The sequence below is a fragment of the Candidatus Methylomirabilota bacterium genome (assembly GCA_036002485.1).
Classification (GTDB): domain Bacteria; phylum Methylomirabilota; class Methylomirabilia; order Rokubacteriales; family CSP1-6; genus AR37.
Genome location: DASYTI010000107.1, coordinates 12355 through 33313, shown reverse-complemented (window position 1 = coordinate 33313; position 20959 = coordinate 12355). Strand labels below are relative to the sequence as shown.

Genomic DNA, 20959 nt, shown 5'->3' with positions numbered 1-20959 from the left:
AGCCTGTTCTCTTGACGCGAGGTCGTCAGCCAGGCTCAGTGAAGGAGGGCCCGAAGGTCGGCGACCACGCCAGTCGATCCCAATATCTTCAGACGGTCCACAGCTCCGGGAGCTGGACGGCCAGCCATTTGGCGAGGGCGGCATTGACGGCCACGGGCTTTTCCTGCGCCATCCAGTGCCCGGACGGCACGATCACCTCGGTCAGGTTCCGGCAATCCTGCCGCATGGGCTCGGCCAGACGGGACGCCACCGTCTCGCACGTGTAGTCGTACTCCCCGTGGAGAAACAGAACCGGCAAGCGCAGGATGCCGCCGTTCACGGCTTTGCTCGCGAACTCGAGGTTGCGCGCGTGATTCATGTACCAGGAATCCGGCCCGAAGAAGCCGTTGCCCTCGAGCGCGGCCACGTACTTGTGAAAATCCTCTGCCGTCAGCACATCGGTGTCCATGGGCACCTCAGGCGCTTGACCGGTGCCCCCGAACCAGCCGCCGTCTCGACGCACAAGCGCGGTGCGGGACGGCTTGCCTTTGCCGCTGGCGCTCCCCTTTCTGAACAGGGACTTGACGGTATTGGGGACATTGGCCTCGAAGGCCGCCCGCGCCTTGTCGAAGCTCTCCTCGTAGAAGAGCTGATACTCCCACTGCCCCGCGGGAAATTGCCCTTCCGGATAGACGGCGCGGTCGACGAGAGGGACGAGGATCTGCGGGGCAAAGCCCCGCGCGAAATAGGGCACACAGAGGTTGGCCACCCCGAAGCATCTCTCGGGATGATGGCTGGCCAGGCTCCAGACCACCGGGCTCCCCCAATCATGGCCAACCCACACGGCTTTCTCCCGGCCCAGCGTGTCGAGGAGCTCGATCATGTCCGCGACGGTGTGCTCCAGGGCATAGTCCTCGTGACGCGCATACACCCTCGATCGCCCATAGCCCCGCATGTCCGGCGCGATGGTCCGGAACCCGAGACTGGCAAAGCAGGGGAGCTGGTGCCGCCAGCTGAGCGAGAGCTCCGGCCACCCGTGAACGAACACGATCAGCGGGCCATCCTGGGCGCCGCAGGCCAGATAGAACGTCCGGTGTCTGTTGGTCTTCAGGATGTGCTCGACGACCGGGAACGTCATGAGGGGGGCCGGCGCGGTCAGAAGGCGACGCGGCCGCGGAGCATGTCGGCGAACATGCGGAAGTCGCCGGCCAGACTGTAGAGCGGATACTGGAAGGTCGCGGGCCGGTTCCGCTCCACCGCGAAATGGGCGACCCAGGCGAAGCCGTAGCCGAACACGGGCAGCAGCACGAGGAAGCGCCACCGCTGGGCGATGAGCGCGTAGCCGAGGGTGAGGAGGACGAGGAGCGTGCCCGCGAAGTGCAGGCGCCGGGTGCCGCTCTTGCTGTGCTCGGTGAGATAGAAGGGATAGAACTCGCGGAACGAGCGGTATTCCGTGCCGGCCATGGCCGTATCGTACCGCAGGTCTCACGGCCGCGGTGGTACTCTCGGTCGGGATGCCAGGCCTCACCGTTCCGCTGCGCGCGGTCACCACGCTGTTCCTCCAGCGCCAGCACCTCGCGCGACCGCGCGCGGCCACCCTCACCGCGAAGCGACTCGGGCGCTTCGTCGAGGACGTGGGTGGCCTCCAGATGGATTCGATCAACGTGCTGGATCGCGCCCACTACCTCACGGTGTGGAGCCGCTTCGGCCCCTACGATCGCGCGCGGCTCGACCGGCTCGTCTATCGTCGGCGGCTCCTCTTCGAATACTGGGCCCACGCCGCCTGCCTGGTGCCCACCACCATGCTGCCCTGGTGGCGGCGCGCCATGCTCGACTACCGCCTCCGCCACACGGGCTGGTCCAAGTGGCTTCGCCGCAACGCCGCCATGCTCGAGCGGGTGAAAGCGACCGTGCTCGCCAATGGCCCGATGGCCAACGCCGATTTCGAGGGCCGGCGCCCCGCGGGGCCCGGCGGATGGTGGAGGTGGCGGCCCGTTCAGCACGCGCTGCACTACCTGTGGATGACCGGGGCCCTGACTGTCCATTCGCGGCGGCACTTCCAGAAACGCTTCGATCTATTCGAGCGTGCGATTCCCGGTGCGCTCGGCGGCGAGCCGATCTCGTCCGAGGACTTCCAGCGCTGGCACGTGGAGCGCTCGCTGCACGCCATGGGCGCGGCGACGGAGCTGGACATGACCCACTATCTGACCTTCCCGCGCTTCGGGCCGGGGCCTCGCCGCGCCGCCCTCCGCGCGCTGATCGAGCGCGGCGAGGTGACAGAGCTCGAGGTCGAAGGACGGTCCGGCCGCTGGTTCGCCCTCACCCGCGATCTCTCGGCTCTCGCCCGGGCGCGCCGGGCGTCCGCGCCATCGCGCGGGACGACCCTGCTCTCGCCCTTCGACTCGATGCTGTGGTATCGCGACCGGGTGACGCGTCTGTTCGGATTCGACTACCGCATCGAGGTCTACACCCCCGGCCACAAGCGCGTGCACGGCTACTACACGCTGCCCATCCTCCATCACGGCCATCTCATCGGCCGCGTCGACGCCAAGAGCCATCGCGCCGAGGGCCGGCTGGAGATCCGGCACGTGCACTTCGAGCCGTGGTTCGTGGCAGGGAAGACGCCGCCGGCCGGTGGGGATGGCCTGGATCAAGACGAGGCGCTGAGTGGGCTGGGGGAGGCCTTCGCCGCCCTGGGCACCTTTGTGGGCGCGCGCGAGGTGGTGCTCCGGCGCGTGACGCCCTCACGCTTGCGAAAGGCGCTGAGGCACGCCAGCTTCGCATGAGCGGCTGTCCGTGACTGGTAGCTTGATTGTTACGGTGATCCCCGGCTACATCGTTTCGATTAGATCGAGCAGGGAGGGACCCAGATGGCTCGACGGCGCCAGGGCTCGGCGGGACGCTCACGGACGCAGAGAGGCGCACGTACGTTGCGGCCGATCGCCGGCCCGGCGGCCTTCAGAGACGTCAAGGAACCGAATCACGTCCTCTCTCAGGCGGCCACGCTGTTGCTGATCGGCGCGCACCTGCGCGGCGATACGGCGGCGGTCGAGGCGCGAGCCCAAGCGTCTGGCCGGCTGCTGCATCCGGTTGCGCGGCGCACGCTCCGGGCGATTCCTTCGAGCGATCTGCGCCAGCTGGGATTTCCGCGTCTCCCGGCGGGTGCGCCTCGCCTTCAACCCGAAACGCTCCAGCGCGTGGCCGGGGTGAGATTTGCGGCCGCGCCGGGGCCGACCCCGTCCCGCGGCGAAGCGCGCACGGCCACGGCCGCGCTGCGGCGCACGGCCAGCGCATTCTATCGAGACACCAGCCACGAGACCGCCGGCGCCCTCGTGGAAGTGGCTCTGCGCCACCCGCACGAGCTGGTCCGCGTGGCCGCGGCGGCCTCGTACTTTCCGGTCGCGGCCGACCCCTCGCGCGCGCTGGCCATCCTCGCGCGCGGCGTCCGCAGCCGCGATCCGCTGACGCGCGAGGTGGCGGCGACCGCGCTCGCGCGGGTCGATCCGCGCCATTCCGTGCTCGCCCGGCTGCTCGAGCCCAGGCGGCGGCGCTCGACGCGGCGACGATCCCGCACGAGCCTGCTCGTGCACGGGACGTGGGCCCGCACCGCCGCATGGTGGCAGCCGCCCAACGGGGATTTCTGGCAATACGTTCACACCGACGTCGATCCGAACCTGTACGGCGCCCAGGACCGCTTCGACTGGTCGGGCGGCTACAGCGTCGCCGCGCGCGCCCTGGGCGGGGCCCGGCTCCGCACCTGGGTCCAGCAGCACAACCTTGCCGGGCTCGACCTCTTCGCCCACAGCCACGGCGGCAGCGTGTCGATGGTGGCCAACCACGCGGGGATGCAGGTCGGCCGCATGATCCTGTTGAGCTGCCCCGTGCACTGGCCGCAGTACACGCCCGCGTTCAATCTGCTGAACCGGGTCATCTCGATCCGCGTGCATCTCGACCTGGTCATCCTCGCCGACGGCGGGGGCCAGAGATTCTACGATCCGCGCATCGAGGAGCACGTGCTGCCCCTCTGGTTCGACCACTCCCTGTCCCACGACCCGGCCACCTGGCGGCAGTACGACGTGCGGGCTTGGCTCTGATCATCAGGAATCAGGCGCCCGCGCGCTAGGATGGCCGCATGGGGCCGTTGACCTTCGTCCGGCTCTACGCGCTCAAATCACTCTGGACGGCCACCGGGTGTCGCTCGGCCGGCCGCGGGTTGGTCAGGGCCCTCGGCTCGACGGACGAAGGCGAACGAACCGTCGCCGGCATGCTTCTCGTTCAGGGCGGCAAGCGCGCGGAGCCTCTCGTGGCCGAGGCCATCCGACGGCGCGAGCATCTGCCCATGGTCCTGCTCATCGCCGCCGATATCGGTGCCTCGAGTCTCCAGCCGGATATGCGTCGCCTCACGACAGATTCTGATCCCGACGTCGCCCGCGCCGCCCACGACGCCCTCGAGATCCTCGCTGCCCAGCAGCGTTAGAAGCCTGCCGGGCGGCGTCATGGCGCTTGACAACGAGTGCCGTTTGACGAAGATGGTGGGACCTTTCCCGCGCTTTGTTCCCGACATTGATCCGTGACCCTTGGGCGCCGTCCTGCGGCCGAGGGGGAGCGAGGAGGCGCGCCATGGTCCGACGAGGTCTCGTCACGGGGTTCTGCCTGCTCCTGCTGACCCTGATTGCCGCCGTGCCCCCGGTCGCCGCTCAGGCGGCCAAGCGCGGCGGCGTCCTCCGGATGGCCGAGCGGGAAGCGCCCAACCTCGATCCCCATCTCTCGGTGAGCTTCCTCACCCACTGCTACGTGAGCATGGCCTATAGCCAGCTCGTGCGTTTCGCCTACGGTCCCGAGCAGAAGCACGCCTCCGACTTCACGATCGTGCCCGACCTCGCCGAGCGCTGGGAGTACAAGAATCCCACCACCCTCGTCTTCTACCTGCGCAAGGGCGTGAAGTTCCACAACAAGCCGCCCGTGAACGGTCGCGAGGTCACGGCCGACGATGTCAAGTACTCCCTCGAGCGTTTCATGGCCAAGTCGGGCTTCCGCGCCCGGCTCGAGCCCGTGCAGGCCATCGAGGTGGTCGACAAGTACACCGTGCGCCTCACCCTCAAGGAGCCGTTCGCGCCGCTCCTCAACCATCTGGCCAATCCCGTCTACACGGCCATCCTCCCGCGCGAGGCGGAGGCCAAGTTCAAGGACTTCAATCACCCCGACGCCGTCATCGGCACCGGGCCCTTCGTCTTCAAGTCGTACGACAAGGGCGTGCGCGTGGTGTGGGAGCGGAACCCCGACTACTTCGTGAAGGGCCTGCCACATCTGGACGGTGTCGTGCTCGAGATCACGCCGGACGCCTCGGCCCGGGTGTCCCTCCTGCGCGCGGGCCGCGTGGAGATGATGCAGATCTTCGGCTGGTCGAGCGTGGAGGAGGGGAAGTCCCTCCAGCAGACGAACCCCGAGCTGGTCCTGATCCCGCAGCAGGTGATGTCGCAGGGGATCATCTATTTCCGGACGGACCAGCCGCCCTTCAACGATGTCCGCGTGCGCCGCGCCGTCTCCCTGGCCATCGACCGCAAGGGGTGGAACGAGGCCCTGCTCTACGGCGAGGGGTGCACCGACGCGGGCCCCGTGCCCTGCGCCATGAAGGAGTGGAAGCTCGAGGCGGCGAGCCAGGATCCGGCCAAGGCGAAGTATCTCGTGGGCTACGACCCCGCCGAGGCCAAGCGCCTCCTCGCGCAGGCCGGCTTCGCCAAGGGCTTCTCCACGCCGGCCTTCCACTGGCCGGGTTACACGCCGCCCTGGCGCAACTACTACGAGATGACCGCCGACAACTTGGGCAAGATCGGCATCCAGGTCGATCTCAAGCCGGAGGAGTACGGGAAGTACATCTCCACCACCTACCTTGGCAAGTTCGAGAAGATGGCCATCGGGCCCGTCACCCCGTTCACCGAGGTGGACGACTGGCTCTACGGGGCCTTCTACCCCGAGCAGCCGAACAACCGGAGCAACGTGGTCGACGTCGACCTCAACAAGATGCTGGCGGCCCAGCGCCGGGAGCTCGACCCGAAGAAGCGCAAGATCATCGTCGACGACATCCAGCGCTACCTCGCCGACAAGGCGTACTACGTGTACTTGCCCAACGCGCCCCAGTACCAGACCCACCCGCCGTACGTGAAGGGCTTCAAGCATCACGACGGCTACGGGATGGGCTACAAGCTCATGTTCACCTGGCTCGACAAGTAGCTCGTGAAGCGGTACGTCCTCCGCCGGGCGGCCCTCGCCGTCCCCACGCTGTTTCTGGTGAGCATCATCGTCTTCGCGATGATGCGCCTCATGCCCGGCGACGTGGCGACCCGGATGGTGGAAGGGCACGCCTACGCGCCCACCCTCGAGGCCCTGCGGAAGGACCTCGGGCTCGACCGTCCCATCCACGTCCAGTATCTCGACTGGATCGGGGGCATCCTGCTGCGCGGCGACTTCGGCCACTCCTACTGGACGCGGCAGCCCATCTGGGACGAGTTCGCGCGGCGCTTTCCCGTGACCCTCGAGCTGGCCGCCCTCACCATCCTGATCTCGGTGGTCATCGGCATCGTGGTGGGGATCGTGTCGGCGGTGCGCCAGGACACCGTGGCCGACTACGCGGGCCGCGTGCTCGCCATCCTGGCGCTGTCCGTGCCGTACTTCGGACTGGCCGTGCTGGTGGTGGTGCTCCCGTCCATCTGGTTCCGGTGGACGCCCGTGTGGACCTATGTCCCTTTCAGCCGGGACCCCATCGCCAATCTCCAGATCATGCTGGTGCCCGCGCTCGTCTTCGGGGTCACGCGGGCCGGACCCATCATGCGGATCATGCGCTCGGCCCTCCTCGACGTGCTCCGCCAGGACTACATCCGCACCGCCTGGTCCAAGGGGCTCGGCGAGCGGACCGTGGTCCTCCGCCACGCCCTCAAGAACGCGATGATCCCCGTCATCACCCTCGTCGGGCTCCAGACCCCGCTCTACATCGGCGGATCGGTCATCGTCGAGTCGATCTTCCGTCTGCCCGGGGTGGGGCTCTTCTTCTTCGAGGCCCTCACCCGTCTGGACTATCCCGTCGTGCAGTCCGTGAACCTCATGGTGGCCGCCATAGTGGTGGGACTCAACCTGCTCATCGATCTCACTTATGCCTTCCTGGACCCCCGCATCCGATACCACTAGGTCCCGCGGGTCCGCGGCGGTGGCCGTGGAGCCGGGGGGCGCCGCCGTCAACCTGCGACGGCTCCCGCGAACCCGCGCGTGGTACACCGACGTCTGGATCCAGCTCGTGCGCCACAAGCCGCTCGGCACGCTCGGCGCGGTGATCGTGATCGTCATGCTGGGGGGGGCGGTGCTCGCCGACGTGATCACCCCCTACGGGTTCGCGGAGACGAACCTGCGCGAGCGCTTCGCGCCGATCAGCCGCGAGCACTGGCTGGGCGCCGATCCGCTCGGCCGGGATCTGCTCACGCGCTTGCTCTACGGGGCGCGGGTGTCGCTCTACGTGGGGTTCGGCGCCGTCAGCCTCGGCTGCCTCATCGCCACCTTCGTCGGTATCGGCTCCGCCTACTTCGGCGGGCGGGTGGACCTGCTCCTCCAGCGGGCGGTGGACGCCTGGATGGCCTTCCCGCCCCTCTTGCTTCTCATGTCCATCATGTCGCTGGTGGGGCCAGGGGCGTGGAACATCACGATCGTGCTGGGAACGGCCTTCGGGATCCAGAACTCGCGGATCGTCCGGAGCATGGCGCTCTCGATCAAGGAGAACACCTACATCGAGGGCGCCCGCGCCGCGGGAGCCGGCCATGTCCGGATCACCGCCGGACACATCCTGCCGAACGTGCTGCCGACGATCATCGTGGTGGCCACGACCGGCCTCTCCACGGTGATCCTCACCGAGGCGAGCCTGTCCTTCCTCGGGCTCGGGGTGCCGCCGCCCTATCCGACCTGGGGCGGGATGCTCTCCCTCGCCGGCCTCGACCACATGTACCGCGCGCCCGGGCTCGCCATCTGGCCCGCGGTGGCTCTCTCGCTCGCCGTCTTCGGGTTCAACATGCTGGGCGACGCGCTACGAGACTTGCTCGATCCTCGCCTCAAGGGCGGGTAGTTACCGGGGCCAGTAGTTACCGAGTTACGGGCCAGTTACGGGGCCAGGTCTTGCAATGCGACGGTGGGTAGCGGCAGAGCGTTTCTTCGCGCGCACACGTTGCGTTTCCCGGGCCGTCACACGAACGCGCAGACCGCCCAAGTCGCTCGGCTCACTGATCCCCCCGCCGCTGCTGCGGAGAGCGGATCAGATCATTCAGTGAGGGCTCACTTCTTCTTCTCTAGGTCCGGCCGCTGGTCTAGGCGGCCCGCTCAGAGCCGGGGAAACAGCAGTTCGACGAGCCCCCCGCTCGGCTCCGCCACCTTGAGAAAGAACACGGTGAGGCAGACCGCGAGGGCCAGCATGAGAGCTACGATGGCAGTGTCGCAGTAGTCGTCCATGCCATCATCTCCTCCCTGGGCAGCCTGTACGTGCAGTCCTCGCACTCCCACTGGCCGAGCCCCCGTAGCCAGCGGACGACCGAATAGCGTAGGCATCGCGGACAATAGACGAAGTCATGTTCCATGGCCCTTTCTCCTCATGGGCTCGGGATCGAGCCAGATCTTCTGCATCTGGTCGGAGGCATCTTCCGTGCCACCTCTGGGAAATCCAGGTTGCATCGGTAGTTGTGCCGGCGAGCCGGCAGCGTGGAGCAAAGTTGGGCGATCCGACTCGGTAAAGCTGACCGGGGGCGGGCGGCAGGGGTCGGACTGGTATCTCGCGACTGTCGGGTGCGCGGGCGCGCGAGGCAGTAGTTGGAACATGCTGGGCGACGCGCTGCGAGACTGGCTCGATCCGCGCCTCAAGGGCGGGTAGGGACACTCGGCGGGCGCAGGATCCGCGCCTCGATCCCGGCCCACATCAGTTCGGCCCAGCGCGCGTAGCCCTCATCCGAGGGATGGTAGCGGTCGGCCCCGATGAGCTCGGGGCGGCCCGGCACCTCCCGCTGGCTCGCGGCGTAGAGGTCCACGACTTCCGCTCCATTCGCGCGCGCCTGACGAATCAGGATCTCGTTGAAGGCGACCACGCGCTGGGGCACCAGCGCCTCGATCTCCTTGCCCCTGAAGCGAGGCGTGACGGTGAGATCGGGGATGAGATTGACCACCACGACGGCGGTCGTCCGGTGGGTCAGCGTCCGGAGGATCGCCTCGACGTCGCGGGCGTAGCTCTCGAGATCTCGTCCTTGGGTGATGTCGTTGGGGCCGACGGAGAGCGTGACGAGATCGGGCTGGAGCTCCAGGGCCCGCGGGAGCTGGCGACGCAGTACCCCGGCGGCCGTGGCGCCCCCGACCCCGAGGTTGATCAGCCGCGCCTGGGGATAGACGGCGAGGAGCCGCTCGTGGAGCCGGCCCACGTAGTGGCGAGGGGGAGCGCTGGCCCCGACACCCTCCACCGTGCTGTCGCCCAGCGCCACGTAGAGGATCGATGCCGCCGGCTCGGCGGGAAGCAGGCGCAGGGTGCCCGGAGCGAACTCGCGGGGTGGCGCGCTCGCCACGCACCCTGCGACGACGGCCGCCGCGGTGAGAGCGATCAGCCGGCACCGGCAGCGCTTCACGTCTTTCGGGCGCGAACGAGCAGACAGAAGGGCCGCCGCCGCTCATGGACCCACTCCGGCCGCCGGTTCAGCTGCGCCTCATCGGGGACGGGCTCCACCACCCGCTCGATCGAGAGCCCCGCGTCGATCAGCACGTTGAGCAGGGTGGCCAATGTGCGGTGGTACTTCTGTACGCCGTCCTTGAACCAGTGCTCCTCGCGCAGACCCTCCTCGGCGTAGGCGTCCACCGCCCAGTGCAAGGGTTGTCCCGTCGCGTCCCGCACCCAGCCCTCGGTGGAGGCACGAGTGAGATAGACCGGGTGCTCGGTCGAGTAGACGAGGATGCCCCCGGGGCGGAGCCAGCGCGCGATGCGCTGGATGAGCCCACGGTAGTCCGAGACGTAGTGGATGGCCATGGAGCTCACGACGAGGTCGAAGCGATCGGGCGCGAAGGTGGCCTGCTCGATCGCCTCGTGCACGTAAGTCAGGTGGGGATGGCTGCGCTCGGCCCTGGCCAACCCGAGCATCCGCTCGGAGATGTCGACGCCGATCACCTCCGAGGCGCCTCGCTCCGCGAGATGGTGCGCGAGCTGGCCGGCCCCACACCCGAGGTCGAGAACGTGGCGTCCCGCGACGTCGGGGAGGAGGGTCATGAAGCTCGGATGCTCGAACGCCTTCGTCCAGCCGGCGCCGAACCGCTCCAGCCGCGAGTAGCCCGCGAAGAAGTCGGGATCGTCGTAGGTGTTCTGAGGCGGCGGGTCGGCGGTCACCTTGGTTTCGCTCTCATCTCGAAGTCCTTCGGGCGCGGAGGTAGGCGCCGAGGGCGGGATCGGGCATGTCGCCGGAGCTATCCGCGCAGGCGGGCCGCGATGCGCTCGACCGCCTCGGCACTCTGCGCGCGGGAGCCGAAGGCCGTGACGCGGAAGTAGCCCTCGCCGCTCGGGCCGAAGCCGGATCCGGGCACGCCGATCACCTGGGCTTCGGCGAGGAGGCGATCGAAAAAATCCCACGACGACACGCCGGCCGGCGTGCGGATCCAGATGTACGGCGCATTGCGCCCGCCGTACACGGTGAGACCAGCCGCTTCCAGGCCCGCGCGGATGATGCGGGCGTTCTCCATGTAGTGGTCGATCAGGGCTCGGACCTGTTCCTGGCCCTCCGGCGTGTAGACGGCCGCGGCGGCGCGCTGAATGACATACGGCGGACCGTTCGACTTCGTCGACTGTCTGCGGAGCCAGAGCTGGTTCAGGCTCACGCCACGGCCCTCGGCCGTCCGCCCCTGCGCCTCGCGCGGCACGACCGTGTAGGCCATCCGCAAGCCGGTGAATCCGGCGCTCTTCGAGAAGCTGCGGGATTCGATGGCCACCTCGCGCGCCCCCTCGATCTCGTAGATCGAGCGCGGGATCTCGGAGTCCCGGATGTACGCCTCGTAGGCGGCGTCGTAGACGATCACCGCCTCGTGCGCGCGGGCATAGTCGACCCAGCGCCCGAGGGCCGCGCGCGTCATCACCGCGCCCGTCGGATTGTTCGGGTAGCAGAGGTAGATCAGGTCGACGTGCCGATCGGGCAACGCCGGCTGGAAGTCGTTCTCCGCGGTGCACGGCAGATACACGAAGTCGGCATAGCGCCCCGTGCTGTCGGCCGGACGCGATCGGCCGGCCATCACGTTGGCGTCCGCGTACACCGGGTAGGCGGGGTCCATCAGGGCCACCACGGAGTCCTGCGCGAACAGCTCCTGGATGTTCGCGGCGTCGCTCTTGCCGCCGTCACTCACGAAGATCTCGTCGGCCCCGAGCTTGACGTCACGTGCGCCGAAGTCGTGCGCGGCGATCGCGGCGCGGAGGAACTCGTAGCCCACGTAGGGGCCATAGCCCTTGAGCGTCTTGGCGCTCGCCTGCTCGTGGACGGCCACCTCCAGGGCCTGGACCACCGCCGGGGGAAGGGGCAGGGTGACGTCGCCGATCCCCAGGTCGATCAGCCGCGCATCGGGGTGCGCCTCGCGATAGGCCTGGCTCCGCCGCTTGACCTCAGCGAAGAGATAGCTCGCCTGGAGGTTCAGGAAGGCCTCGTTGATCCTGGCCACGCACGGGCTCCTTTCGTCGGGAGTGCGTCCGGAGTATACGCGATGGCGCCGACGGTGAGGTCTCGCAGGCCGCTCCTCAGTCGAAGGGGGAGGCGTCGAAGACGCCGCGGATCAGCGGGCCGTCGGTGAGCCCAGAGAGCAGACGCGCGTCCCGCACCCCGCCCCGGAGCCCCTCGATGGTCCGGCGAGCCGCCGCGAGAGATTCGGCCGCCGCATCACGCCGGCCCGTGGCGGCATGGAGTCGCGCCAGGGCCAGCTCCGTCTTCCAGATCTGGTTGGGATGCGCGATGGCGCGGGCGATTTCGACCGACTCCCGCAACGCGCGCTCGGCGTCGTCCCACCGCCGGTCCCGGCGCGCGACGTCGCCGAGGAGCCGCAGGGCCCGCGCGACGTACTTGAGCGACCGGGTCGGCCGCGACCCCGCCAGCGAACGCTCGGCGAACTCGACGGCCCGCCGATGGTCGCCGCGGGCCAGCCAGTACTCGCCGAGGCTCGCGTGGAGGTGCAGCGTATAGCGCCACTTCATCCACTCGTGGGTCTTGGGGTCTTCGGCGATGCGTCGCGCCTCGTCGAACTTCTCGCCGGCCAGCGTGAGGTCACCCTTGGCCAGGAAGGCGTCACCGAGGTTGACGGTGCAGAAGGTGTACATCTCGACGCCGAAGGCGTGGCGGATGTCGCGGGCGAACGCGGCCGCCCGACCTGTCACATCGATCCCGCGCTCGATGTCGTCGCACTCGATGTGCAGCCAGCCGAGGGTGTTCATCATCCGAGGCATGAAGCCGCGGTCGCCGATCCGTTCGGCCACCGCGATGCCTTCCTCGAGGTCACCCAGGGCGCCGTCCCAGTCGCCGATCGACGTCGACGTCAGTCCGCGCGTCCACAGGCTGCGCAGATAGAGGACGAGCAAGCCATGGTCGCGCGCGAGGCGGACCGCCTCGTCGGCGCCGGCGTGCGCGCGCCCGTAGTCGCCGCGCCAGCCGTGGAAGACGCCATGCATCTGCAGGGTGAGGATCTCGCGCGCCGGATCGCGCGCGATGCGGCTGACGCGAAGCGCCTCGTCGAACTCCGAGCCCGCCTTGTCGTGCCGGCCGCTCAGGGCATTCACGTAGGCCATGGTGAGGTAGCCGCCACCCACCGCGGCGGGGACGTCGGCGGCGCCGCCGACTTCGATGGCGCGGCGCGCATAGTCGCTGGCCGCGTCGAAGTCCTGCGCCCACATGGTGGCGAAGCTCGTCCACGCCAGCGCCGACGCCGCGGCCGCCCGATCGCCCGCGCCCTCGGCGAGGGCGAGCCATCGCTCCCCCTCGGCCCGGCCCTGGTTGAAGTCGCCGAGGAAAAACGCGTGGGACGATTTCGCCTGGTGGATGGCCATGCGGGCGGCGGCGGGCAGGGCGCCCCCGAGGCGATCGGCGACGCCCAGCGCCTGGTCGTACAAGGCCAGCGCGTCACGCAGCGCGAAGGCCGCCGCCGCCTTCTCTCCGGCCTTCAGCAGGTAGTCGAAGGCGCGCCGCCAGTCTTCCGCGAGGGAGAAATGATGGGCGAGGACCTCGTAGTGCTCGGTGAGACGGTCGGCGTAGAGCGCTTCGATGGCGGCGCCGATCAGACCATGCAGCTCGCGACGGCGCTGGACGAGCAACGAGCGATAGGCGACGTCCTGGGTGAGGGCGTGCTTGAAGCGGTAGGCGACCTCGGGGAACACGCCCGTCTCGTAGATCAGCTCCACGGCCCGCAGCTCGCGCAGGAGCGTGTCGCTCCGGCCGCGGACCTCGCTCAGGCGCTCGACGAGGCGCTGCGTGAAATCGCGCCCGATGACGGAGGCGGTCTGCAACGTCCGCTTCGGGGCCTCCTCCAGCCGGTCGATGCGCGCCATGATCACGTCGTGGATCGTGTCGGGGATGACGACGTCGTCGAGCCGCGCGGTGAGCACGAAGCGGCCGTTCTCGACGCGGATCGCCCCCGCCTCGCGCAGCGAGCGCACGACCTCCTCGACATAGAACGGATTGCCTTCGGCCTTGGCGGCGATGGCGCTCCGGAGCGTGTCGGGTAACGCGTCGCTCGCGAGGATGGCCGCGGCCATGCGGGCGCTCTCGGGCTCCGACAGCGGCGCCGGCACGATCCGCGTGTGATACGTGCGCTCCCCGAAGGGTTGCGCGTAGCCGGGGCGGTAGGTGAAGATCAGGAGCACCGGGCTCGCGGGCACGCTGTCGCCGAGCACGGCCAGGAACTCCTCGGTCGCCCGATCGATCCAGTGGAGGTCCTCGATCACCACGATCTGCGGCCGCCCTTCGGCCGCGCGCAGGATCATTCTGCGGAGCGCCTCGAAGATGCCGCCGCGGCGCTCGCGCGGATCGAGCGCGGTGATGGCGGCGTCGGCCGCCCCGGGCGAGAGAAGATAGAGCAGGTAGGGCGCCGCCGCGCGCACGTCGTCGCCGATGGCCGCCACGGCGCCCTCGACCTTCGTCACCGCGACATCCTCGGCATCACGCTCGTCGATGCCCACCCATCGCTTGAGAAGGTCGACGAGCGGATGAAAGGCCGTGGCGCGGCCGAAGGAGAGGCAATGCCCTTCGCGCCAGTCGGCCTCGCTCGCGCGCCCGCGGAACTCGTAGAGCAGGCGCGACTTGCCGATCCCCGGCTCCCCGACGACGAACACGACCTGCCCGTGCCCGGCGCGGGTCCGGGCGAGGGCGGCCTCGAGCGCCTCGAGCTCTCGCCCGCGTCCGACGAGCGGCGTGAGCCCGCGCTGGGCACCGGCATCGAGCCTCGTCCGGCCTTCGCGCGCGGCCTCGACGATCCACGCGCGGATGGGCTCCGCCTTGCCGCGCACGGACAGCTCACCGAGCGACCGGGTGTCGAAGTAGTCGGCGACGAGACGGTACGTGGTTTCGCCGATCACGATGTGTCCGGGCTCGGCACCCTGCTGCAAGCGCGCGGCGACGTTGGTCGTGTCCCCGACCGCCGTATAGTCCATCCGGAGGTCGTTGCCGATGCTCCCGACGACGACCAGCCCGCTGTTGAGGCCCTGGCGCACCTTGAAGCTCAGGGCGCGCTCGCGCTCCAGGTCGCGTCGATAATCCTCGAGGGCGCGCGCGATGCCGAGGGCGGCCCGCACGGCCCGTTGCGCATGGTCCTCGTGAGCGATGGGCGCGCCGAAGAGCGCCATGATGCCGTCACCGAGGAACTGGTTCACGGTGCCTTCGTACCGATGGACCTCGGCCAGCATGAGCTCGAAGGCGCGCGTCATCAGCGCGTGCACGTCCTCGGGGTCGAGCCGCGCCGAGAGCGCGGTGAAGTCGGAGACGTCCACGAAGAGGACGGTGACCTGCTTGCGCTCGCCCTCGAGGGCGGCCTTCGAGGTGAGGATGCGCTCGGCGAGATGCTTGGGGGTGTACGTCGCCGGGCTCGCGAATTCCGCGGTGACCGCCGCGCCCGTGAGCGAGGCCTGCCCACACTGAGGACAGAAGCGGGCGTCGAGGGGAAGCTCCGCGCCGCACGCCGGGCACGCGGGAACGAGGCGCGCGCCACAGCCCGCGCAGAACCGCGATCCCGCAGGACTCTGCTGCCCGCACCCGGCGCACTTCATGCGTGCATCATGAAAGCCGACCCTCCGGGTATGATGTCCCCCACTGCTGCCAAGATTTAGCCAGTTCTGGAGGCAACGATCAAGTCACTCAGTCACGGCGGCTCCGTCGTACGGCAACCCACCGCCGCGGAGTATCGTCCCCCTAGGCAACGCCACGAGCCCGCGCATGCGTGAGCGCTTCACGGGCCTGTGGCGCGATCGCGAGTTCCTGAAGTACTGGACCGCCTCCGCCATCTCCGACGTCGGCTCGCAGATTACCGCCCTGGTGCTCCCGCTGATCGGGGCCCTCACGCTCGCTGCCTCGCCGTGGGAGATGGGCGTGCTCACCGCGGCGGGCAGCGCGCCCGCCCTGCTCGTCGGGCTCTTCGCGGGCGTGTGGGTCGACCGGCTGCGGCGGCGGCCCGTGTTGATCGCGACTGACGTGAGTCGGGCCGCCCTCCTGCTCCTGATTCCGCTCGCCAGCGTGCTGGGCGTGCTGGGCATCGAGCTGCTCTGCGCCGTTGCCTTTCTCGTCGGCGCCCTCGGCCTGCTCTTCGACGTCGCGCATCTTGCCTTCCTGCCCTCGCTGATTGGCCGCGACCAGCTCGTCGACGGCAACAGCAAGCTCGAGGTCACGGCGGCGGGCGCGCAGGTGGTCGGCCCGAGCCTCGGCGGCGCCCTGGTAGGGCTCCTCGGCGCCGCCTTCGCCGTCGTGCTCGACGCGCTGTCCCTGCTCGCGTCGGCATGGCTGATCACGTGGACGCGCGCCAGCGAGCCGGCACCGACGCGCGCGGTCGACCGTGCCGGCGTGTGGGCCGAGATCCTCGAGGGGCTGCGCGTGGTCCTTGCCCATCCGCTGCTGCGCGCGCTGGTGGCGTGCTCGGCCACCATGACGCTCTTCGGCCGCATGTTCCTGGCCGTCTACGTCCTCTACATGGCGCGGGACCTGGGGCTCGGCCCCGTCGGCATCGGCCTGGTCCTGGCCACCGGCGGCATCGGCTCGCTGGCCGGCGCCATCGTCGCGGGCCCGCTGGGGCGTCGCTGGGGTCCTGGTCCCGCGATGATCGCCGCGCAGCTCTGCTTCGGCCTGACCGGCCTGCTCGTGCCCCTCGCGGTGCTCGTGCCGCGTATCGCCATCCCGATGCTGGTCGCGTCGGAATTCGGCCAGTGGATGGCGGTCATCGTCTACTGGGTACACGCGGTGAGCGTGCGTCAGGCCATCATGCCCGACCGGCTCCAGGGACGCGTCAACGCCACCATCCGCTTCATGGCGGGCGGGGCGCAGCCGATCGGCGCCCTGATCGGCGGCGCCGTCGGCGCGCTGATCGGCCTGCCCCTCACCCTCGTGGTCGCCGAGCTCGGGTGTCTGCTCGCCGTGGTCTGGCTCGTCGTCTCCCCGGTGCGCCACTTGCGCGCCGTGCCCGCGCTCCTCTGAGTGGGGGGCCCCGACATGGCTCCCGCCACGCCCCGGACGCTCGGAAGCGCCCCGGCAGAGCCGTGGCGCTCCTCGATACCGCGACTCGTTCACGGGCTCTGAGTCGATGACCGCCCCCGCGATCGTTCCCGCGCTGGCCCTCGCCGCCGCCGTGCTCTCCGCGGCGGCGACGATCTTCGTCCGTCAGGGCCTCCGCCGCAGCGATCCTTACACCGGCGTCTGGATCAACATGATCGTCGGCGCCGTGGGCCTGTGGATCTGCGTGATCGGCACGGGCGGGATCGGAAAAGTGTCTCTGCGCAGCCTGCTCCTGTTCGCCTCCGCGGGGCTGATCGGAACGGTCGGGGGTCGCCTCACCCGCTTCCTCGCCATCGAGAAGGTGGGCGCCGCCGTCGCCGCCGCCGTGGGGAACCTGACGCCGCTGATCGCGTCGTTGCTCGCCATCCTGCTGCTCGGGGAGCGCGTGACCCTGCCGATCCTCGCCGGCACGGTCGTCATCGTGGTGGGGACCGTCCTGCTCTCGACGAGCGGGCAGCGTCTCGGCTTCCGCCCGTGGCAGATCGTGCTGCCCCTCACCTCCGCCACCTGCTTCGGGATCGTCGCGATCATCCGGAAAGTCGCCCTGGGCGAGATGGGCCCGGTCCTCGGGACTGCGATCAACGTGACGACGGCGATGATCGCGTTCAGCACGCTGATGCTGGCGAGCGGCCACCATGGCCTCCGCAAGTGTCGCGGCCGGACGCTCGTTTACTTCGTCGCGGCCGGCATCACGGAGAACGCGGGGGTCTTCCTGACCATCGTCGCTCTGGGTTTCGGCGCGGTCAGCGTCGTCATGCCGCTCGCGTCGTCGACGCCGATCTTCGTGCTCCTCTTCACCCCGTTCTTCCTCCGCGGGGTGGAGATTCTCACCGCCCGGGTCGCCGTGGGGACAGTGCTCATCGTCCTCGGGGTCTACTTGATCACGGCGCTGTCGGGGCGCTAGCCGCCTCGCGGCGGGGCGCGATCAGCAGGTAGACCGCCGGGAGCACCGCTTACGCGGAGTTGCCCGCGGTCGCGAGGTCGAGCGTCTCGCGGACGCGCTGGACGAGGGCGGCGGGCGTGAAGGGCTTCTGCAGGAACGCGGTGCCCGCGCCGAGCGCGCCGTGGCGGATGACCGCGTCGTCGGTGTAACCCGACATGTAGAGCACGCTGAGGTCGGGCCGGAGCGGACCCAGGCGTTCGGCCAGCTCGCGGCCGCTCATCCGGGGCATGACCACGTCCGTGAGGAGGAGATCGATCGGGCCCTGGTGCCGCTCGCAGAGCAACAGAGCCTCGGGGCCGTTGCGCGCCTCGAGCACGGTGTAGCCGCTGGCCCGGAGGATGTCGCGCGCCAGCTCGCGCACGCCCTCCTCGTCCTCCACGAGCAGAATGATCTCGGTGCCGCCCGCGGCCGCGGCCGGCCGCGCGCCTCGATCCACCGTGGTAGCCGCGGCATCGAGCCGGGGCAGGTAGATCCGGAACGTCGTGCCCTGGTCCGGCTCGCTGTCCACCTCGATGTACCCGCCGCTCTGCTTGACGATGCCGTAGACGGTGGCCAGGCCCAGTCCGGTACCCTTTCCCTGCTCCTTGGTGGTGAAGAACGGTTCGAAAATGTGCGCCTGGATCTCGCGCGGGATACCGCTGCCGGTATCGGTGACGGCGAGCATGACATGAGGACCGGGCCGCGCCCCGACGTGCCGGCGCACGTACTCGTCGTCGAGCTCCACGTTCGCGGTCTCGAGGATGAGGCGGCCGCCCTGGGGCATGGCGTCGCGCGCGTTGACGGCCAGGTTCATCACCACCTGCTCGATCTGGCCGCGGTCGGCCTTCACGCGTCCGAGCCCCGGGGTCGGCGTGGTCAGGAGCGCGATGTCCTCACCGATGAGCCGCCCCAGCATGTCCTTCAGGTCCGTGGTCACCTCGCTCAGATCGAGGACGACTGGCTCGAGCACCTGCTTGCGGCCGAAGGCAAGGAGCTGGCGCGTCAGGTCCGCGGCACGGCCGGCGGTGCGGTGGATCAGCTCGATGCCGCGGTGCATCGGATTCTCGGGCTTCAGCTGGTGCAGCAGGATCTCGGCGCGCCCGAGGATGACGGTCAGGAGGTTGTTGAAGTCGTGAGCGACGCCGCCCGCGAGCCGGCCGATGGCGTCCATCTTCTGAGCCTGCTCGAGCTGGCCCTGGGTCTCGGCCAGCTCGTCGTAGGCGCGGCGGGACTCGAGCAGCAATCGGCGGTTCTCGACCGTGATCGCCGCGTGGGAGGCGAAGGCCGTGGCGATGGCCATGTCCTCCGGTGAGAATCCCTCCTCCCGCTTGGTCTGGAAGCTGAGGACGCCGACTACCCGGTCTCCGATCTTGGCGGGTACCCCCAGGAACCCGCGGGCGCCGAAGCGGCGCATCTCCTTCGCGTGCTCGGGGAGCACGCGGGGATCGTTGGCGGGATCCCGCACCAAGAGCGGGCGTCCGGAGGCGGCCACGGTCCCGGCCAGGCTACTGCCGATCCTGAGACGCGGTGTCACCATGTAGTCGCTGTGCCCCACCGTTCCGGCGATGACCAGATCCTCGCCGTCCACGAGGCGGAAGCCCGCCCAGTCGGTGTTGACAAGACGCCCGCACGCCTCCGCGATGCGCCCGAGGAGGGAGTCGAGCTCCTGCATCCGCGACAGGTCGCCGCTGATCTCGACGAGGCTTTCCAGCCGGGCCTCACGGGTGCGTGCCTCGTGCAGCGCCTGCTCGAGGCTGGCCGCCATCGAGTTGAAGGCGCGCACGGTGGGCGCCATCTCGCTGAGCCTGGTCTCCGGCATCCGGGCGGTGAGGTCTCCGCTGCCGAGCCGGGCCGCGCTCTCAGCGAGGGCGCGCACCGGCCGCAGGCCGACGAGCAGGATCACGTGGATCAGGCCGAGCAGGGTCACCAGGAGCACGCCGGTCACCGCGATCATGGTGCGGATCTCGGTCCAGAGGTCGCTTTCCAGGCTCTGCACCGAAGGAGTCACCGCGAGCACGCCGTAGACCACGGGCGGCGCCGCGATCGCGACCCGATGCTCCTCGAGCGTCACCGGAACCAGGTGCTTGACCCAGCGAGGGGCCCCGGATCGCTTCAGATTGTCGGGAGAGGCGTCGAAGATAAGCCGGCGGCCGTCGCTCTCGTAGAGGGCCACGCGGCTCCACACCGATTCCGCGTTCAGGCTCCGCAGCGTCTGCTCGGCCCGCGCCAGATCGCCGACCACCAGCGAGTCGAGAAGCAGGGGAGCCGCCGCCGTTCCGAGCCGCTCCGTCTGCTCGCTCAGCCTCGTCCGGGCCGCGGTGCTGCGATCGTGCAGGTTGAGGGCGAGGCCGCTCAGCGTGACGGCGACGATCGCGACGCTCGAGAAGCCCAGCAGAAGCGTACGGAGGCTGGATTTCACTGGCCGACGAGTCGGTAGACGCGCCGGACGCCGTCGTAGTCGCGGTCGCCGGCCGCCTCGAACCCCTTGGACTTGGCGAGGGTCAGGACGGAAGCCGCGCTGGGATCGCTGCTCATTCCGAGCAGGGCGCGGCGCACGCGCTCGACGGTGGCGGCGGGCACCCGGGGATGCGCGATCACCGCCAAGTCGGGGAAGCCCTCGGACACGTAGATCTCGCGGAACTGCACGTGCTCGCGCTCCGCGTACTGGCTGAGAAAGCGGGAGTTGGCCGCACCCGCCTCGACGCGTCTGGCCTTGACTTGGGCCAGGGTGCCTTCCTGGTTGCCGCCGAACACCTGCTCGACGCGGACCCCCGCCCGCTTCAGGGCCACGAGCGGGACGGCGTAGGCCACGAAGGCATCGGTGGAGGGGAAGGATACGCGCTTGCCTTCCAGCTGGTGCAGGTGGTGGATCGGGCTGTCCGCGGGCACCGCGATGACCGCCCGGATCGGCTCTCCCGCCCAGCGGGCGATCACCTTGAAGCCGAGGATGTCGAACTCCGATTGAAAATTGTGATTGGTGAACACGAAGTCGAAGTCGCCGCGGGCCATCATCGCGTTGGTTTCCTGCACTGTGCGGCCCATCCTGAGCTGGAGCGGCACGCCGCTCACCATGCCCGCGTAGTGGAGGATAGGGTTCCACCGCTCCGCAGTGAGAGCCGGGCTCTGCTGATTCAGCACGCCGAACGCCAACGGCGCCTGCTGAGCGGCGGCGGTCCACGGCTGCAGCAGCACCGCCAGGACGACGAGGAGTTTCGCCGGGTGTCTCATGATTTTGGGGGTTACATCCATTCCAGTGGCGTGCCAAGTGGCGATTCTGTAAGTG

Annotated in this window: 17 protein-coding genes; 8 read left to right on the top strand and 9 right to left on the bottom strand. The window is 69.4% G+C overall.

The window, feature by feature from the left end:
* Positions 1-88: 88 nt before the first annotated feature.
* Together VGT00_10685 and VGT00_10680 are read right to left on the bottom strand one after the other, a co-directional pair.
* Positions 89-1117, bottom strand: coding sequence for an alpha/beta hydrolase (locus VGT00_10685; GenBank protein HEV8531872.1), 1029 nt, complete (start codon positions 1115-1117; stop codon positions 89-91).
* Positions 1118-1134: 17 nt separating this feature from the next.
* Entirely contained in the window at positions 1135-1443 is a 309-nt protein-coding gene (locus tag VGT00_10680) for a DUF962 domain-containing protein (GenBank protein ID HEV8531871.1), read from the bottom strand.
* A 50-nt stretch (positions 1444-1493) separates the two neighbouring features.
* Here VGT00_10680 and VGT00_10675 point away from each other — a divergent pair, with 50 nt between their 5' ends.
* From VGT00_10675 to VGT00_10650, 6 genes are all read left to right on the top strand, one after another.
* Positions 1494-2765 carry a crosslink repair DNA glycosylase YcaQ family protein gene (locus VGT00_10675; GenBank protein ID HEV8531870.1) on the top strand — a complete coding sequence of 424 codons (1272 nt, stop codon included), beginning with the start codon at positions 1494-1496 and terminating at the stop codon, positions 2763-2765.
* Between the two features lie 144 nt (positions 2766-2909).
* Positions 2910-4073, top strand: a complete 1164-nt coding sequence (locus VGT00_10670) for a hypothetical protein (protein HEV8531869.1) — start codon at positions 2910-2912, stop codon at positions 4071-4073.
* Between the two features lie 38 nt (positions 4074-4111).
* Positions 4112-4456, top strand: a complete 345-nt coding sequence (locus tag VGT00_10665; protein ID HEV8531868.1) for a hypothetical protein — start codon at positions 4112-4114, stop codon at positions 4454-4456.
* Positions 4457-4599: 143 nt separating this feature from the next.
* Positions 4600-6210, top strand: a complete 1611-nt coding sequence (locus VGT00_10660) for an ABC transporter substrate-binding protein (GenBank protein HEV8531867.1) — start codon at positions 4600-4602, stop codon at positions 6208-6210.
* Between the two features lie 3 nt (positions 6211-6213).
* Positions 6214-7161 (top strand): ABC transporter permease, encoded by a 948-nt coding sequence (locus VGT00_10655; protein ID HEV8531866.1) that lies wholly within the window; start codon positions 6214-6216, stop codon positions 7159-7161.
* A gap of 25 nt (positions 7162-7186) precedes the next feature.
* On the top strand, positions 7187-8083 hold the full coding sequence (locus VGT00_10650; protein HEV8531865.1) for an ABC transporter permease: 897 nt from the start codon (positions 7187-7189) through the stop codon (positions 8081-8083).
* Between the two features lie 251 nt (positions 8084-8334).
* On the opposite strand, the gene VGT00_10645 is transcribed toward VGT00_10650, so the two are convergent.
* The 5 genes from VGT00_10645 to VGT00_10625 form a co-directional block, all read right to left on the bottom strand.
* Positions 8335-8463, bottom strand: a complete 129-nt coding sequence (locus VGT00_10645) for a hypothetical protein (GenBank protein HEV8531864.1) — start codon at positions 8461-8463, stop codon at positions 8335-8337.
* 401 nt (positions 8464-8864) lie between these two features.
* Positions 8865-9617, bottom strand: a complete 753-nt coding sequence (locus tag VGT00_10640) for an SGNH/GDSL hydrolase family protein (GenBank protein HEV8531863.1) — start codon at positions 9615-9617, stop codon at positions 8865-8867.
* Complete coding sequence (locus VGT00_10635; protein ID HEV8531862.1) at positions 9614-10366, bottom strand: class I SAM-dependent methyltransferase; 753 nt, start codon at positions 10364-10366, stop codon at positions 9614-9616. Before VGT00_10635 ends, VGT00_10640 begins: the two co-directional genes overlap by 4 nt.
* A gap of 77 nt (positions 10367-10443) precedes the next feature.
* Positions 10444-11679 (bottom strand): LL-diaminopimelate aminotransferase, encoded by a 1236-nt coding sequence (locus VGT00_10630; GenBank protein HEV8531861.1) that lies wholly within the window; start codon positions 11677-11679, stop codon positions 10444-10446.
* Positions 11680-11755: 76 nt separating this feature from the next.
* A complete protein-coding gene (locus tag VGT00_10625; protein HEV8531860.1) occupies positions 11756-15262 on the bottom strand; it encodes an adenylate/guanylate cyclase domain-containing protein in 3507 nt (1168 codons plus the stop codon).
* 166 nt (positions 15263-15428) lie between these two features.
* Between VGT00_10625 and VGT00_10620 the strand changes: the two genes are divergently transcribed.
* Positions 15429-16676 (top strand): MFS transporter, encoded by a 1248-nt coding sequence (locus VGT00_10620; protein ID HEV8531859.1) that lies wholly within the window; start codon positions 15429-15431, stop codon positions 16674-16676.
* A 106-nt stretch (positions 16677-16782) separates the two neighbouring features.
* Positions 16783-17658, top strand: coding sequence for an EamA family transporter (locus VGT00_10615; protein ID HEV8531858.1), 876 nt, complete (start codon positions 16783-16785; stop codon positions 17656-17658).
* Between the two features lie 49 nt (positions 17659-17707).
* On the opposite strand, the gene VGT00_10610 is transcribed toward VGT00_10615, so the two are convergent.
* Together VGT00_10610 and VGT00_10605 are read right to left on the bottom strand one after the other, a co-directional pair.
* Positions 17708-20095 carry an ATP-binding protein gene (locus VGT00_10610; protein ID HEV8531857.1) on the bottom strand — a complete coding sequence of 796 codons (2388 nt, stop codon included), beginning with the start codon at positions 20093-20095 and terminating at the stop codon, positions 17708-17710.
* Positions 20092-20904, bottom strand: a complete 813-nt coding sequence (locus VGT00_10605) for a phosphate/phosphite/phosphonate ABC transporter substrate-binding protein (protein HEV8531856.1) — start codon at positions 20902-20904, stop codon at positions 20092-20094. The genes VGT00_10610 and VGT00_10605 overlap by 4 nt, the downstream gene beginning before the upstream one ends.
* Between the last annotated feature and the right edge of the window lie 55 nt (positions 20905-20959).

Excerpts from the sequence above, each read along its gene's own strand:
- VGT00_10685 (HEV8531872.1), bottom strand. The coding sequence starts at position 1,117 with ATGACGTTCCCGGTCGTCGAGCACATCCTGAAGACCAACAGACACCGG.
- VGT00_10680 (HEV8531871.1), bottom strand. The coding sequence starts at position 1,443 with ATGGCCGGCACGGAATACCGCTCGTTCCGCGAGTTCTATCCCTTCTAT.
- VGT00_10675 (HEV8531870.1), top strand. The coding sequence starts at position 1,494 with ATGCCAGGCCTCACCGTTCCGCTGCGCGCGGTCACCACGCTGTTCCTC.
- VGT00_10665 (HEV8531868.1), top strand. The coding sequence starts at position 4,112 with ATGGGGCCGTTGACCTTCGTCCGGCTCTACGCGCTCAAATCACTCTGG.
- VGT00_10660 (HEV8531867.1), top strand. The coding sequence starts at position 4,600 with ATGGTCCGACGAGGTCTCGTCACGGGGTTCTGCCTGCTCCTGCTGACC.
- VGT00_10645 (HEV8531864.1), bottom strand. The coding sequence starts at position 8,463 with ATGGACGACTACTGCGACACTGCCATCGTAGCTCTCATGCTGGCCCTC.
- VGT00_10625 (HEV8531860.1), bottom strand. The coding sequence starts at position 15,262 with ATGAAGTGCGCCGGGTGCGGGCAGCAGAGTCCTGCGGGATCGCGGTTC.
- VGT00_10620 (HEV8531859.1), top strand. The coding sequence starts at position 15,429 with ATGCGTGAGCGCTTCACGGGCCTGTGGCGCGATCGCGAGTTCCTGAAG.
- VGT00_10615 (HEV8531858.1), top strand. The coding sequence starts at position 16,783 with ATGACCGCCCCCGCGATCGTTCCCGCGCTGGCCCTCGCCGCCGCCGTG.
- VGT00_10605 (HEV8531856.1), bottom strand. The coding sequence starts at position 20,904 with ATGAGACACCCGGCGAAACTCCTCGTCGTCCTGGCGGTGCTGCTGCAG.